General features: G+C 35.4%; 9 protein-coding genes. 6 read left to right on the top strand and 3 right to left on the bottom strand.

What is annotated here, in order from left to right:
- Positions 1-106 precede the first annotated feature (106 nt).
- The 3 genes from purH to guaA all read left to right on the top strand — a co-directional run bounded on the left by purH (position 107) and on the right by guaA (position 4793).
- Positions 107-1624: a bifunctional phosphoribosylaminoimidazolecarboxamide formyltransferase/IMP cyclohydrolase gene (gene purH / locus AMQ68_RS11500; RefSeq protein ID WP_054510781.1), complete on the top strand. Its 1518-nt coding sequence runs from the start codon at positions 107-109 to the stop codon at positions 1622-1624.
- Between the two features lie 92 nt (positions 1625-1716).
- The gene (purD, locus tag AMQ68_RS11505; RefSeq protein WP_054510782.1) at positions 1717-2955 is read left to right on the top strand and encodes a phosphoribosylamine--glycine ligase; all 1239 of its coding nucleotides are present in this window, start codon (positions 1717-1719) and stop codon (positions 2953-2955) included.
- A gap of 308 nt (positions 2956-3263) precedes the next feature.
- On the top strand, positions 3264-4793 hold the full coding sequence (gene guaA / locus AMQ68_RS11510) for a glutamine-hydrolyzing GMP synthase (RefSeq protein ID WP_054510783.1): 1530 nt from the start codon (positions 3264-3266) through the stop codon (positions 4791-4793).
- Between the two features lie 367 nt (positions 4794-5160).
- Here guaA and AMQ68_RS11515 read toward each other — a convergent pair whose 3' ends face one another.
- Positions 5161-5814 carry a hypothetical protein gene (locus AMQ68_RS11515; protein ID WP_054510784.1) on the bottom strand — a complete coding sequence of 218 codons (654 nt, stop codon included), beginning with the start codon at positions 5812-5814 and terminating at the stop codon, positions 5161-5163.
- A gap of 47 nt (positions 5815-5861) precedes the next feature.
- Here AMQ68_RS11515 and AMQ68_RS11520 point away from each other — a divergent pair, with 47 nt between their 5' ends.
- Positions 5862-7364, top strand: a complete 1503-nt coding sequence (locus tag AMQ68_RS11520; RefSeq protein WP_054510785.1) for a carbon-nitrogen hydrolase family protein — start codon at positions 5862-5864, stop codon at positions 7362-7364.
- 147 nt (positions 7365-7511) lie between these two features.
- Here AMQ68_RS11520 and AMQ68_RS11525 read toward each other — a convergent pair whose 3' ends face one another.
- Positions 7512-9968: a fibronectin type III domain-containing protein gene (locus AMQ68_RS11525; RefSeq protein WP_241775127.1), complete on the bottom strand. Its 2457-nt coding sequence runs from the start codon at positions 9966-9968 to the stop codon at positions 7512-7514.
- Between the two features lie 389 nt (positions 9969-10357).
- Positions 10358-12151 carry a hypothetical protein gene (locus AMQ68_RS25615; RefSeq protein WP_241775110.1) on the bottom strand — a complete coding sequence of 598 codons (1794 nt, stop codon included), beginning with the start codon at positions 12149-12151 and terminating at the stop codon, positions 10358-10360.
- A 425-nt stretch (positions 12152-12576) separates the two neighbouring features.
- On the opposite strand from AMQ68_RS25615, the gene AMQ68_RS11530 reads away from it, so the two are divergent.
- Positions 12577-14226 (top strand): AarF/ABC1/UbiB kinase family protein, encoded by a 1650-nt coding sequence (locus AMQ68_RS11530; RefSeq protein WP_054510787.1) that lies wholly within the window; start codon positions 12577-12579, stop codon positions 14224-14226.
- Positions 14227-14638: 412 nt separating this feature from the next.
- The gene (locus tag AMQ68_RS11535) at positions 14639-15991 is read left to right on the top strand and encodes a DEAD/DEAH box helicase (RefSeq protein WP_054510788.1); all 1353 of its coding nucleotides are present in this window, start codon (positions 14639-14641) and stop codon (positions 15989-15991) included.
- Positions 15992-16022: the final 31 nt, after the last annotated feature.

Below are 16022 nucleotides of genomic sequence, written 5' to 3' on the forward strand. Positions count from 1 at the left end.
ATTTCGAAAAAAAGCAAAAAATCTAAGTAAAATAAAGTAAAATCGGAGGTGAAAGACCCGGTTTACAGTTTGAAATAGCTGTAAAAAGTAAAAAATTGAAAGTAAAATGAGTAAAAAGAGAGTTTTAATCAGTGTTTCTGACAAAGGCGGATTGATAGAATTTGCACAGTTTTTGGAAGCCCAGAATTACGAATTGATTTCTACAGGAGGGACATTCAAACATTTGAAAGATGCTGGTTTAAATCCAATTCAGATTGATGAGGTTACTAATTTCCCTGAAATGTTGGATGGTAGAGTAAAAACTTTACACCCGAAAGTTCACGGAGGTTTGTTGGCTGTTCGTTCAAATGAAGAACACATGAAGACGGTTCAGGAACATGGAATTGATTTGATCGACATGGTGATCGTAAACCTTTATCCTTTCTTTGAAAATGTTAACAAAGACATTTCATTACACGAAAAGGTAGAGTTTATTGATATCGGAGGTCCGTCAATGCTTCGTTCAGCAGCTAAGAATTTTGATTCTGTAACAGTAATTACTGATGTTGAAGATTATGCAGCAGTAAAAATTGAGATGGAACAAAATGGTGACACGTACATCGAAACGCGTAAAAGATTAGCGGGTAAAGTATTCAATCTTACTTCAGCTTATGATGCAGCTATTTCAAGAATGCTTTTAGAAGAGGATTATCCTACGTATCTAAGTGCGTCTTACAAGAAAGTTGCAGACCTGAGATATGGTGAAAACCCACATCAGACGGCTGCTTACTACGTTTCTACTTTCGAGAATGGAGCAATGAAAGATTTCGAACAATTGGGAGGTAAAGAATTATCTTTCAATAACCTTCGTGATATGGATCTTTGTTGGAAAGTGGTTACTGAGTTCAAAGACGAAATGGCTTGTTGTGCAGTGAAGCATTCTACCCCTTGTGGAGTGGCAATCGGAACTTCAGCATTGGAAACATACCAAAAAACATTTGAGTGTGATCCTATTTCTATCTTTGGCGGAATTGTTGCTACCAACTACAAAGTTGACGCAGCAACAGCAGAAGAATTAAACAAAACTTTCTTAGAAATCGTAATGGCTCCTGATTTTGATGAGGAGGCACTAGAAGTGTTAAGAAAGAAGAAAAATTTAAGAATTATAAAAATCGTTAACCCTGTTTCTGATAAACAAACTTGGGTGAAGGTTGATGGCGGAATATTGGTTCAGGATAACGACAGTATCTTCTCTGATGATATTAAAGTGGTTACTGAAACTCAGCCAACAGAAGAGCAGAAGAAAGCTTTGCTTTTCTCTCAGAGAGTTGTGAAATACGTTAAATCAAACGCAATTGTTGTTTCTAACGGAATTCAGGCTTTCGGAATCGGTGGCGGACAGGTAAACAGAATCTGGGCTACTCAACAGGCTATTGAAAGAGCGAAAGAAAAATTCACAGGAGATCTAGTATTGGCTTCTGATGCGTTTTTTCCTTTCCGTGATGTGGTAGATTTCTGCCATCAGGAAGGTATAACGGCTATTATTCAGCCAGGAGGAAGTGTAAAAGACCAAGACAGCATCGAGGCAGCAAATGAGCATGGCATTCCGATGATGTTTACGGGTGTTAGACATTTTTTCCATTAATTAAAATAGAATTAAATTATAATTTTCAATTGTTTTTATAACATTCAAAATTATATATTTGTAATATTATAGACTAGTTAATTAAATAAAGTATGAGAATATTAATCATAGGTGAAGGTGGAAGAGAGTCTGCTTTAGCAGCTAAACTTCAGAATGACTCTAGAGTTACTAAAATGTTTTTTGCAAACGGAAATGCTACTACCGATGTAATAGGGGAAAATGTTCATTTATCAGAGATTAATGAACTTAGAGATTTTGCTATTAAAGAAAGAGTAGATCTTACGATCGTAGGTCCTGAAGCTCCGCTTGTAGCTGGGTTAAAGGATGAGTTTAAGAAGCATGATCTTAAGGTTTTTGGTCCGAATCAAAAAGTAGCAAGTCTTGAAGGAAGTAAGGCTTTCTCTAAAAAATTCATGCAGACCTATGATATCAAGACAGCAAAAGCTGTGGTATTTGATTCATATAACGACGCTAAAGAATATGTACAAACTCAGGAATATCCTTTAGTAATCAAAGCAAGTGGTTTAGCAGGTGGAAAAGGTGTTGTTATTTGCGACACGTTGGAAGAAGCGGAAGCTACGATCCACGATTTCATGATCAGAAGGATTTATGGAGACGCTGGGATCCGTTTGGTTATTGAAGAATTCTTACAAGGTTTTGAGGCTTCAATCATTGCATTCTCAAACGGTGAAAAACTATTCCCTTGTATTGCTGCAAAAGATTATAAGAAAGCTGGAAACGGTGATACAGGTCCCAACACAGGAGGGATGGGTTCAGTGGCACCAAGCCCAGAATTTACAGCAGAACATGCTGCAGATTTTGAACAAAATATTTTAGAACCTACTGTAAAAGGGCTGAAGGCTGAAGGTTTCAGTTTCAAAGGAATCATCTTCTTCGGATTGATGGTAACGAAGAACGGAACCTATCTTCTTGAGTACAACATGAGATTCGGAGATCCTGAAACTCAGGTATTGATGGCTTTAATGGAAAATAATCTGTTAGACGTTATCAACGACTGTATGGAAGGAAAAGATATCGAACTTAAATTTAAAGACGAAAAAGCAATTTGTCTGGTAATGTGTTCAGGAGGTTATCCTAGAAACATCGAGACAGGTTTCGAAATCGTAGGTGAAGATAAAGTAAAATATAGCCAGTTACTATATGCAGGTGCTATCACGAAAGGAGACAAAGTTGTTTCGAATGGTGGTAGAGTGCTAAACATTGTGGCTACAGGAGCTACTTACGATGATGCCCGCAAGAAAGTATACGAAGATGCAGGACATGTACACTTCGATTACAGTTTCTACAGAGAAGACATCGGGAAGTTTTAATAAAAATCAAAAAAAAGATTTGGAACATTTCCAAGTCTTTTTTTGTAAAACGTTTTATTAATAGGATCGGGCTTTAGCCCGATTATAAAAAGTGAAATCGAAATTGGCTTTAGCCAAAACTTAAAAAATTGAGTAAAAAATTGATTTAAAATTAAACACAATATTTGTTATTCCGTAGGGATCTCTACGACAATGATGAAATTTAGAAAGTTTAGATTCCTACGGAATGACAAACACTCTTAAAAACGTTTTTTTAATAATCAAACAATAACTCATCAATTATCAATAATCATTTATCAATTATAAAAATGAATAACGGTATTATCATATTAGATTTCGGATCTCAGTACAACCAGCTTATCGGAAGAAGAATCCGTGAGATGGGTGTATATTCTGAAATTTTACCTTTCAATACGCCATTAGAAACTATTTTAGAAAAACAGCCAAGAGGAATTATCCTTTCAGGGGGTCCAAGTTCTGTGAATGCAGAAAATGCTCATTTAGTTGAAAAAGAACTATACGAGCAAGGAATTCCTGTATTGGGAATTTGCTACGGAATGCAGTTAACAGCACACCTTTTGGGCGGAAAAGTAAATAAAGGTGAAAAAGGAGAGTACGGAAAAGCTCATTTAGATATCATTAAAGAAAGCTCTTTATTAAAAGGGGTAACTCAAAACTCTGTAGTTTGGATGAGCCACTTTGATGAAGTTGGAGAATTGCCTGTAGGTTTTGAATTAAATGCAAAATCTGGGGTTATTGCTTCTATTTCTAATGAAGACAAAAAAATCTACTGTGTGCAGTTCCACCCTGAGGTTTCTCACACGGAAGAAGGAGGTAAAATGTTGGAGAATTTCGTGTTCAGTATCTGTGATGCAGAGAAAAACTGGAAACTGACCAACTATATCGAAAAAACAGTTGCAGAAATCAAAGAAAGAGTAGGAGACAACAAAGTAATCCTTGGTCTTTCAGGAGGAGTAGATTCTTCTGTAGCAGCGGTTTTAATTCACAAAGCAATCGGTGATCAGTTGCAGTGTATCTTTGTTGATACAGGTTTATTGAGAAAGAATGAAGACGTAAAAGTAATGGAAAATTACGGCGAGCATTTTAATATGAATATTAAATTGGTTGATGCTTCAGAAAGATTTCTTACAAAACTAGCCGGAGTAGACGATCCAGAACAAAAAAGAAAAATCATCGGAAACGAATTTATTCATGTTTTTGATGAAGAATCTCATAAAATTGAAGGCGCTAAATTCTTGGCACAAGGAACAATTTATCCTGACGTTATCGAAAGTCAGTCGGTAAACGGACCTTCAGCGGTAATTAAGTCTCACCACAACGTGGGCGGACTTCCGGAAGAAATGGAATTTGAGTTACTAGAGCCTTTAAGAGAGCTTTTCAAGGACGAAGTAAGAAAGGTTGGGGAAGAATTAGGTATTCCTCATCATTTGGTACACAGACACCCTTTCCCTGGTCCAGGTTTAGGAATCAGAATTTTGGGAGCGGTAGATGCTGAGAAAGTGAAAATCCTTCAGGAAGCTGATGATATTTTCATTGAAGAATTATATAAAAATGATCTTTACGAGAAAGTTTCTCAGGCATTTGTAGTTTTACTTCCTGTAAAATCTGTTGGAGTAATGGGTGATGAAAGAACATACGAATATACTGCGGTTGTTCGTTCTGCCAACACCATCGACTTTATGACAGCAACGTGGAGCAGACTTCCTTACGAGTTTTTAGATACTGTTTCAAGCAGAATCATCAACGAAGTAAGAGGAATCAACAGAGTAGCTTACGATATTTCAAGCAAACCACCTGCAACGATTGAGTGGGAATAATCTTGATTTAATTTAAAATATAAATCCTGTTCTTATGAGCAGGATTTTTTGTTGTTACCAATCTTGTCTTAGTATTATTCCAATCGATAAAAAATAAATTAGGATTAAGAAAAGCAAACTGTTAATTAGATATAATATTACCTTTTTATGATGCTGATGAATGATATAAAAGTTGATAATCAACACAAGTAATAATACGGGTGTGAATTCTAAAAAGAAATCTGACTGAAAATAAATAGATAAGATTACATAGATCAATGAAATAATTAGAACTATAACGGATAGTTTTTTCATTATTAAATTTTTGCCCTTTATATTAATTGAAAACTTTTTTTGTTGATTTTAAATGATCATATAAATTTTAATTTCACAAAAGCAGCGGTTCAAAAGCATGATAATACCCATTCTCTTTCCAAGGAAATTTTGTAGATATTTCGTCATTATCCAGAAAGTCTCTTAGTGAATATTCATCATCCTGAAAGAAAATTTCATCAACACGATTACTTTCATTATAGGTAAATTTAATCGTAGGAATTATTTCATTTTCAAATTCATAATCAAATACAGAAGGATCACCATAAAAGTTTTTAAATTTATCGGTCTTGTTTCCTGTAAGGAGATCTATTGAACATCCGGCTAATTTTCTGTAATTAACATCAAATACAGCAATAGCTTTACCCTGCAAACTGCCATTACGATACAAGATAGAATCCCATTGAGTTTCTCCTTTATCGTTAGTTTCTTTATTGTAATAAAAAATCCAAGGCTTGCCAAATGTTCCAATATCTATGTGATTGGTAATTACTTCGGGTAAATTATCTTCCGATGACAGATAAACTTCTCCACCTAATTGCTCAACGTCCTTTGTTCTGTAATTTTTTGAAAACCGCTCTATTTTTTTAAGCTCGTCGGTTGTACCGTCATAGGTCAGACTGTTAAATTCTGAAAACCGATGAAGTTGTTCCTGCATGATTTCATTGTTATTTTCATCGGTGTATTTTATATAAGTATCTGCGCCCATTATATTTTTTAGGTAATTTTCCTTAAATTTAGGTAAAATTACATCAAATGCAAATAGAAACACGACCCCTGACTGTTCAGGATTACGATGAATTGGTAGTGACAATGAAGCGGGCCTACCCGCAGATGTCTGAATCCATCTGGTCAAAAAAGAGTATAGAAAAACTGACTAAAATATTTCCGCAAGGTCAAATTTGTATTACGGTTGATGGTAAATTGGCTGCCGTTGCCCTTTCTATAATCGTTAATTATAATGAATTCGGGGATGATCATACCTACGTTGATATCACAGGAAATTATACTTTTAATACCCATCTGTCAACGGGAGATGTTTTGTATGGAATAGAAGTCTTTGTAGATCCTGAATATCGTGAATTACGTTTGGGAAGAAGGTTGTATGATGCCCGAAAAGAACTTTGTGAACTTCTGAATCTGAAATCTATTATTCTTGGTGGTAGAATCCCCAATTACCATAAATACAGCCATGAACTTTCAGCAAGAGATTACATCAGAAAAGTAAGAGATAAAGAGATCTATGACCCTGTATTGTCTTTTCAATTATCCAATAATTTTCTACCCATCAGGATCTTGAAAAAATATCTTCCGGAGGATGAATCTTCCAGAGAAAATGCGGTATTGCTGCAATGGAATAACGTTTATTACAGCAAGAAGCCCAATACCATGCAGGATAGTATTATTCGCCTTGGATTGGTGCAGTGGCAGATGAGGCATTTCAAAGATATCAATGCTTTTTATGAGCAGGTTGAGTTTTTTGTGAATGTAATGGGAGATTACAAATCTGATTTCGTTCTATTTCCTGAACTATTTAATACCCCTTTATTGGCGCCATTCAATAAACTTTCAGAAAGAGATAGTATGATAGAGTTGGCGAAATTATCAGAGGATATCAAAAATAAAATATCGGAATTAGCTATCAGTTATAATGTAAATATTATCTCTGGAAGTATGCCGGTTTTTGAAAATAATGATCTGTATAATGTGAGTTATCTTCTTCACAGAGATGGAAGGATTGACGAGTACCGAAAGATTCATATTACCCCAAATGAAAGAAAGTATTACGGAATGAAAGGAGGTAATGAAATAAAAGTTTTCGATACCGACTGTGGGAAAATTGGACTTGTGATTTGCTACGATGTAGAGTTTCCTGAGCTTCCAAGAATCCTTGCAGATCAGGGGATGAAGATCTTATTTGTGCCTTACCTTACCGATACGCAGAATGCTTACATCAGAGTACGCCATTGTGCGGCGGCAAGAGCCATAGAAAATGAATGTTATGTAGCGATTGCAGGTTGTGTAGGAAACCTTCCCGGAGTAAATAATATGGATATCCAGTTTGGTCAGGCTGCTGTATTTACACCTTCGGACTTTGCTTTCCCGTCCAATGCTGTTAAAGGGGAGGCAACTCCTAATACGGAAATGACCTTAATTGTTGATGTGGATTTAAACTTATTGAAAGATCTTCACTACAACGGATCTGTTCAGGTTATGAAAGACAGAAGAAATGATCTTTATGAAACCTATCTTAAATAATAGAATTTTTTAATTTAAAATATAACAATCCTGCTTTTTGTAAGCGGGATTTTTTTTGCTTAAAATTCAGATATTTCTCCTGATTATTACGACAAAAAATAAGCTCCCATTTCTGAGAGCTTATTGTATTATAAAGATAATGTACTATTATTCTTTGATGAATTTCTTCTGAGCAGTGCCCTTAATATCTTCGATGTCTATTACATAAACTCCGTTAATCAATTGGCTTACATTGATCTTGTTGTTTAAGATAATTCCAGCTGATACCACTTGTCCTGCCGCATTATAGATCTTATAATTAGATCTAGAGCTTGTATTTTTTACATTTAATACAGAGCTTACCGGGTTAGGATAAATCATAATATCCGTCTGGTTCGTTGCATTAGGAACAGCTTGTTTTGAAATTCTTACAGTATAATCTTCAACTTCACCGTTGGCAAAACCTGTACAGTTTACAGGGATACCATCTCTTTGCATTGCTACTCTCATGACAACATATTTGTAATCAGTTAAACTAACAAATGCATCCATTGGTACACTAAATGTTCCTTTAATAGGAGTTGTTGTACTTGGAGCTGAAGCAAGGATTCTTTCATTAATATCGAAAGTACCGTTTCTGTCAAAGTCAATCCATACTGCAATACCTTCATTATTATTAGCTCCTAACCAAGATTTTTCAATAGCAATCTCATTGCCTGTAGAACCTTGAATTAATTCGATGAACTTAGCAGGCGTACCTGTATAATCTGTGTATTTAGATGCTAATGAAGGATTATCCATTGTAGGTTTACCGTTTGGTTTCACCGTTACTTTTGAAATAAATTCGTTCGCTGCACTTACTGAAGACATTGGACAATGAGTTACAGTAGGTGTTGTAAACAAATAAGGAACAGTGAAAGTACCTGGAGTACCAGTACATACATTCGCAACCATCATTTCATATTTTGTTAATTCTAACAATCCTGTTAATGTAATTGTATTCGTAGATACAGCTACAGTTGTCCAGCTCGGAATACCTACTTTTCTATATTTCAAGATATAAGTTGCTCCTGGGAATGCCTCCCAAACCACAACTGCTGAAGTAGGATTAAGCTGTGTAATCGTTAATCCCGGAGGAGCTAGATTACATGTTCTTTCAGTCGTAAATACTTTAGAACTAGACCAAGGGTTAAGAACACTAGTTCCGTCACATTTGTTCGCTACCTGTACTTCATATGAAGTATATACATCTAAGTTAGAAAGAGTATATGTATTTGCAGGAGCTAATGGTAAAGGGATTTCAGCATTAGGCCATCCTGTAGTACCCACTTTTCTCCATCTTAATGTATATGATGAGCTTGCTGCCAGCGGAGCCCAGGTAATCAAAGCAGATGTTGTTGTGATATTAGATATCGTAACATTTGGAGGAGTAGGGTCACATTTTGTTGTAAATTGATTATGTGAGAAAACTCCAGGTGTACCGTTACAAACCGCTGCTACTTCTACTTCATATAATGTTGCAGCTAATAAGTTGGTTAAGTTATAGGTATTCGTTGCAGTCGTTACTGCAGCTACACTTGCAATCAGCCAACCAGAGATAGAACCTACTGGTCTGTATCTAATCTGGTAACTAGCACCACCAATATCTTGAGGCCAAGTAATTGTTGTCGTATTATATGTTATTGAAGTTGGTATTACTGTTACTACAGGAGTAGCATTGCTACAGATACGTATTACGATGTTATCAATAGCAACAGGAGGCTGAGTACCACCACTACCATCATTTTTCCATTCGTATACAAGACGCATTGTAGATCCTGCAAAAGTACTGATATTCAAGTTCGCATTAGAGAATGACTGCCAAGTAGCTTGTTGGTTATAGTTAGCACCTAACTGAATTCTTCCAGTTCCAGCAGTAATCTGAACACCTGCAACAGGCATGAAGTCAGCAGGAACCAACCAGACTCTGAAATAGTCATACGTACTTTCCCCAACTGCTTTCCAGTCGAATGAGAAGGCCGCATTTATTGTCCCTAGAGGAACAGTAATATCTCTGTAGGCATGAACAGTACTGGTAGCACCAGAAATAGTATAAGCATTCGCTACACCATTATTATTTGAAATATAGATAGATTTTCCAGGGTTTCCTGTAGCAGTACCTTGAGCCCACTTGTTTGTTTGCCCAGTACTTGTAAATCCGAAGTCATTCGCTCCTGTGAAATCCTGAAGATATGGAATCGTAGCAGGAATCTGTGTTGTTGTAAAACTAGGACCTGCAACCCAAATACTACGATCTGTAGCACCACAAACTGAACGTACCCACCAGTAATATGCTGTGTTTGGTACTAATGGCGTTAAGTTAAAAGTGTTTGTAGCAGATGCTCCTGTAGCTGCCGTTGAAGCGATAGGTGCAGTATTGACAGTACTTAAATAATATTGATATCCGTTTCCTGGTGCCGGAGTTGGAGGAGTCCAACCAATTGTAGCATTAGTAGCACCTACTGTAGATGTGGTTAATGCAGTTGGTGCTAAACAGGTAGGAATATATAAGTTAATATTATCAATAGCAGCAGGAGGTTGAGTACCACCACTACCATCATTTTTCCATTCGAATACTAAACGCATTGTAGATCCGGCAAAACCGGTTAACGCTACGTTTGTATCAAAGAAATTTTGCCAAGCAGTTTGACTGTTTAAATCACCACCAATCTGAATTCTTCCAGCTCCTGCAGTAATCTGAGTTCCTGCAACTGGTGTATAAGAGGTAGGGACAACCCAAACTCTTAAGTAGTCATAACTAGCTTCTCCTACTGATTTCCAGTCAAATGCTAAATAAGCAATTGTACTTCCACCAGGAACTATAACATCTCTATAAGCATGAACAGTACTTACAGCTCCAGAAATAGTATAAGCATTTGCAACACCATTGTTATTAGAGATATATACTGAATTACCTGTATTACCAGTAGCAGAACCGTACGCCCATTTGTTAGTTTGTCCAGTACTTGTAAATCCTAGATCATTAGCGGTGTTGAAGTTCTGTACATAAGGAAGCGTTGTCGGTATTTGCCCAGTTGTAAAGCTAGGACCCGTAACCCAAATACTATTATCAGTAGGACTACATACAGAACGTACCACAAAATAAGGTATACAGAACGTACCCACCAATAATAAGTGGTATTAGGAGTTAATCCAGTTAAGTTAGCCGTTGTTACACCTGCAGCTGTGGTACCTGTTGGTGTTGTAGCAGCAGTAGGCGGAACACTAGATGTACTTAAATAATAAGCATATCCATTACCTGGAGCAGGAGTTGGAGCCGTCCAGTTTATCGTAGAAGTTGAAGATCCTACAGTTCCTACTCCCATTGCAGTAGGTACAAAACACGTAGGAATAAACAAGTTGATGTTATCAACCGCAATAGGAGGCTGAGTACCACCACTACCGTCATTGATCCATTCGAATACAAGACGCATGTTAAGTCCGGCAAAAGTAGTTAAGTTAACGTTGGTGTTAAGATAGTTTTGCCAAGTTGTTTGTTGGTTAAAACTACCACCCACTTGAATCCTTCCAGCTCCGGCAGTAATTCCAGTTCCGGCAACCGGCATATAAGAAATAGGAACTAACCAAACTTTTAAGAGATCATACGTACTTTCTCCATCACCTTTCCAATCGAATGTTAAGGTACTAAGAGTAGTTCCTGTAGGAATCGTAATATCTCTGTAAGCATGAACTGCTACAGAACTTGATGTATTATAAGAATTCGTAACTCCATTATCATTAGAAATGTAGATAGAGTTTCCTGCGTTTCCTACAACAGAACCATACGCCCATTTATTCACCTGGTTACCAGTTGTATATCCTAAATCATTACTTGTGTTAAAGTTCTGAGTGTACGGAAGCGTTGTTGGTATTTGTGCTGTTAGGAAGCTCGCCCCCGTAGTCCAAAGACTATTATCAGTAGGACCACATACAGAACGTACCCACCAATAGTAAGTTGTGTTAGGAGTTAATGCAGCTACGTTGGCTGTAGTTACACCTGCAGCAGTTGTTCCTGTTGGTACTGTAGCAGCAGTAGGGGGAACATTAGATGTACTTACATAATAAGCATATCCATTAGCAGGAGCAGGAGTTGGAGCCGTCCAGCTTATTGTAGCTGTTGCTGCAGTGATAGCAGTGGGAGCCAATGGTGTTGGCATGAAACACGTTGGAATTAACAAATTAATGTTATCAATAGCAGCAGGAGGTTGATTACCACCACTACCATCATTTTTCCATTCAAATACAAGACGCATTGTTGATCCCGCAAAAGTACTTAAGTTTAAGTTCGTGTTAAGATAATTTTGCCAAGTCGTTTGTTGATTAAAATTACCACCTACCTGAATTCTTCCAGCTCCGGCAGTAATTGTAGTTCCCGCAACTGGTGTATACGTTGTAGGGACTAACCAAACTCTTAAAAGGTCATACGTACTTTCTCCATCACCTTTCCAATCAAATGCAAAGATTGAAGTAGTAGTTCCCGTAGGAATTATTATATCTCTGTAGGCTTGAACTATACTCGTTGCACTAGCAGTGGTATAAGCATTAGTAACCCCATTATCATTTGAGATATAGAGTGAATTCGCTGCATTACCTACTGCAGAACCGTAAACCCATTTATTGGTTTGGGTTCCATTAGTCAACGTGAGATCATTGGACGTTGAAAAATTTTGAGTGTAGGGGAGCGTTGCGGCCTGTCCGTAGAGTTTCGATAGGAAACCTACATTAATCAGACACAGAAGAAGTACTAAAAAAGTAGAAATTTTCTTCATAAGTTATTGTTATAAATATTAATTGTGCAAATCTAAATCGTTTTTTAATATATATAGTATATAATTCAATGTTTTTTATAAAAAATATACAAAATTGGCATGCAAATTTAAAAGATAGGATATGCTATATATGTATTTGCTGGAAAATAAACGTTATATATGTAATTTTAGTATTTATTTTTAATATAAAATGTGATAATTCTACTTTTTTTACTTCTATAATATGCTTTTAAAAAGTCCCTGTAGTGGGAGTTTATATTCAAAAATGGTTTTAATTCCAAATTATTATTTATTGTATTTATTGAGGCTGTTTTTATTCTCCATTTTGTGGAGATATTTATTTTTCTTTAAAATATTATTTAGAGCAAATAGTAAGTATTAGGAATAATTTTTGAACTTACTTTGTAACTCATTATTTTTATAAAATGTTTGATAAGCAACAACGAAAATTTAAAAGATCCGCACGACTGATTTCCGTATTAACTAAATATGGTTTTAAAGATATGCTGGCAAGAATGAACGGTAATAATAAACCGGAAGAAGATGCTGCAAATTCTGATGAAATCATATCAAAAGGAACAGTATATGAAAGAATAAGACTTGTTTTGGAAGAACTTGGGCCTACTTTTGTAAAGCTTGGTCAGACATTCAGCAATAGAGAAGATTTGTTGCCGCCAGAATTGATTCAAGAGCTTCAAAAGCTCCAGGATAAGGTGGATACGGTAGAAATGAATGTGGAAGAAATTCTTGAAAATGAATTTAATATTTCTGTTAAAGATCATTTCCTTGAAGTTCAGAAAAAACCTTTGGCTACGGCTTCAATCGCACAGGTGTATAAAGCGACTTTGCTAAATGGTGATGAGGTAATCTTAAAAATTAAAAAAGCAGACGTACAAACCGTTATTGAAGATGATATTCTTTTAATTAAAGATCTGGAAAAATTAATTTCATCTTATTCTGAGATAGGAGAGAAGCTTAATATGAAACAGGCAATCTCTACTTTTGAAAGATCATTATTAGAGGAAGTTTCTTTAATTAATGAAAAAAATAATATTCTACAGTTTTCCCGAAACTTTAAAAATAATAAAGAGACCTATGTTCCGAAAATCTATGAAGATTTTTGTAATAACAATGTTCTTTGTATGGAGTTTATTGATGGAATAAAAGTAACGGATAAAGCCGGACTTTTAGCCAATAATATTGATCCTGTAAAAATTTCGGAAGTTGGTTTGCGGTTATTTGTATCTCAGATTTTAGATTACGGATTTTTCCATGCTGATCCCCATGCCGGGAATATTTTAGTAAAAAAGGATGGCAAAGTTGTTTTTATTGATTTCGGTGCGGTCGGAAAAATTCAAGCGAATGACAAAGAAATTCTTGAAAATTTAATTGTAAGCTTCGTTGCCAAAAATGCGCATAAAATCGTAAGATCTCTCAAAAAAATGGCAATTAGCTATGAAATTCCAGATGAAAGAAGATTTGAAAATGATGTAGACGATATCCTTAATTTTGTACACAGTACTTCTTTGAAAGAGATTGATCCACAAGCGATTATTAATAAAATGAAAGATGTCCTAAAAGATAACCGCCTTTATATGCCGGATTATTTTTATCTTTTATTCAAAGGAATTGGTTTAATAGAAGGGGTTGGGCGTACGATAAATCCAGATCTGGATATTGTTAAAAGTCTTAATCCGTACACAAAAAAAATACTTACCAAGAAGATCAATCCAAAGAATATTCTTAAAAACGGAATGGATAAGATGATGAATTTTACCGATAATATCGATGAAATTCCCAAAGAGCTTCGTTCTGTTCTTCAAAAATTAGATGAAAATAAATTCACGGTTTCAAGTGAAATTAAAAATATTGAAAAGACCAATCAGATCATCAAATCAAGTATTGTTAATTTGATTTTAGCCATGATTTTAGGAGCCAATATTATTGCAACAGCGATTGTTTTTGTTTCAGAATCCGGACCAAGAATTGGAGAAATGTCACTGATTGCATTATTGGGTTTCATTTTTTCTGTACTATTAATGGTAATCATTTTATTGAGAATTACACGAAAATAGTTTTCACGGGTTACCTATTTAAACACATAAATCTTAACCACAAAAAATAGTAAAAGATAAGAGTTACCTTTTACTATTTTTTGTATGGTGAACACAAAGATAAAAATCAAAAATTTTTTAAAAACTTATATGCTCTTAATTGCGGTCTAATGATTAACTTAAAATAAACTAATGTATTAATCTTTTGCCTCTTTTGCGGCTCAATAAAAATTACAGTGAAAAATCCATTAAAACAATGAAAATACGAATGCTATACCCTTACATTTTGTAGTTGTTGATTTCGACTTGAAGAAGGAAGTGAGTGAAGATGATTAAATGGATGAATTTTTAAGGGTATACTTTCAACTTCCGACCTTCATTTTACTATTTTTATCCTTAATATATAAATAAATTAATTGCCTATCTTTGCAAAATGGATAAAATAACTTTTGCAGATTTTGATTTACCGGTTAGAATTCTAGATGTTTTAGCAGACTTAGAATTGTTTGAACCAACGCCTATTCAGGAAAAGAGTATAGGACCTATACTTTCCGGAAGAGATGTAATGGGAATTGCACAAACGGGTACCGGAAAAACATTAGCTTATCTGCTGCCTGTTCTTAAAACTTGGAAATATAACAAAGCTGGAAATCCAACGGTTGTTGTTTTAGTTCCTACAAGAGAATTAGTAGTTCAGGTAACTGAAATTGTTGAAAAATTAACGGAGAATCTTACTGCAAGAGTAATTGGAATATACGGTGGAAAAAATATCAATACGCAGAAGCTTTTATTTAATAACGGCTGTGATATTTTAGTAGGAACACCGGGAAGAATTATGGATTTAGCAATTGATAATGCTATTTCACTGAAAGAGGTTCAGAAATTGATAATCGATGAATTTGATGAGATGCTTAATTTAGGTTTCAGACCACAGTTAACGCATATTTTCGAAATGATGAGAGACAAGAGACAAAATATATTGTTCTCTGCAACGATGACAGATGCTGTGGATGAAATGTTGGATCAGTATTTCTCAGGTCCGATAGAAATTTCATTAGCGAAATCTGGAACACCTCTTGCAAAAATTAAACAAACTGCTTATAAAGTTGAAAACTTCAATACGAAGATCAACTTGCTTGAACATTTATTGAAAACAGATGAAGACATGTCTAAGGTCTTAATCTTCGCAAATAATAAAAAGCACTCAGATTTATTGTTTACTAAAATGAACGAGCTTTTCCCAGACGAGTTTGATGTGATTCACTCTAATAAATCTCAAAACTATAGATTAAAAGCTATGAAAAGTTTTGAAAATGAGGAAATCAGAGGTTTGATCACCACAGACGTTATGGCGAGAGGATTGGATATCTCAAATATTACGCACGTCATTAACTTTGAAATTTCTGAGGTTCCAGAACAGTATATTCACAGAATCGGTAGAACGGGTAGAGCAGACAAAGATGGTAAAGCTGTTTCTTTTGTTTCTAAAAAAGAAGAGCGTCCTGTATTAGACATCGAATTATTGATGGATAAAGAATTGAAATTTGTTGATTTCCCTGAAGGTGTTAAAATTAATCCTAAAAAGATTGCTTCAGAAGAAGATCTTATTGTCATGAAAAATCCTGCGCAGGCAAAACTGTATGAAGGAGGAGGAGCTTTCCATGAGAAAAAAGATAAGAACAAAAAAGAAAACTGGGGCGGACCATCAAAAAGAAAAGAACCTAAAAAATTTGGAGCCAACAGAGCGCAACAAAAAGCAATCTCGAAGTCTAAAAGAAAGAAATAAAAGAAAAAGCTCCCAATTTGGGAGCTTTTGT

Origin of the sequence: Chryseobacterium sp. ERMR1:04, from assembly GCF_001297705.1 — a bacterium.
Classification (GTDB): domain Bacteria; phylum Bacteroidota; class Bacteroidia; order Flavobacteriales; family Weeksellaceae; genus Chryseobacterium.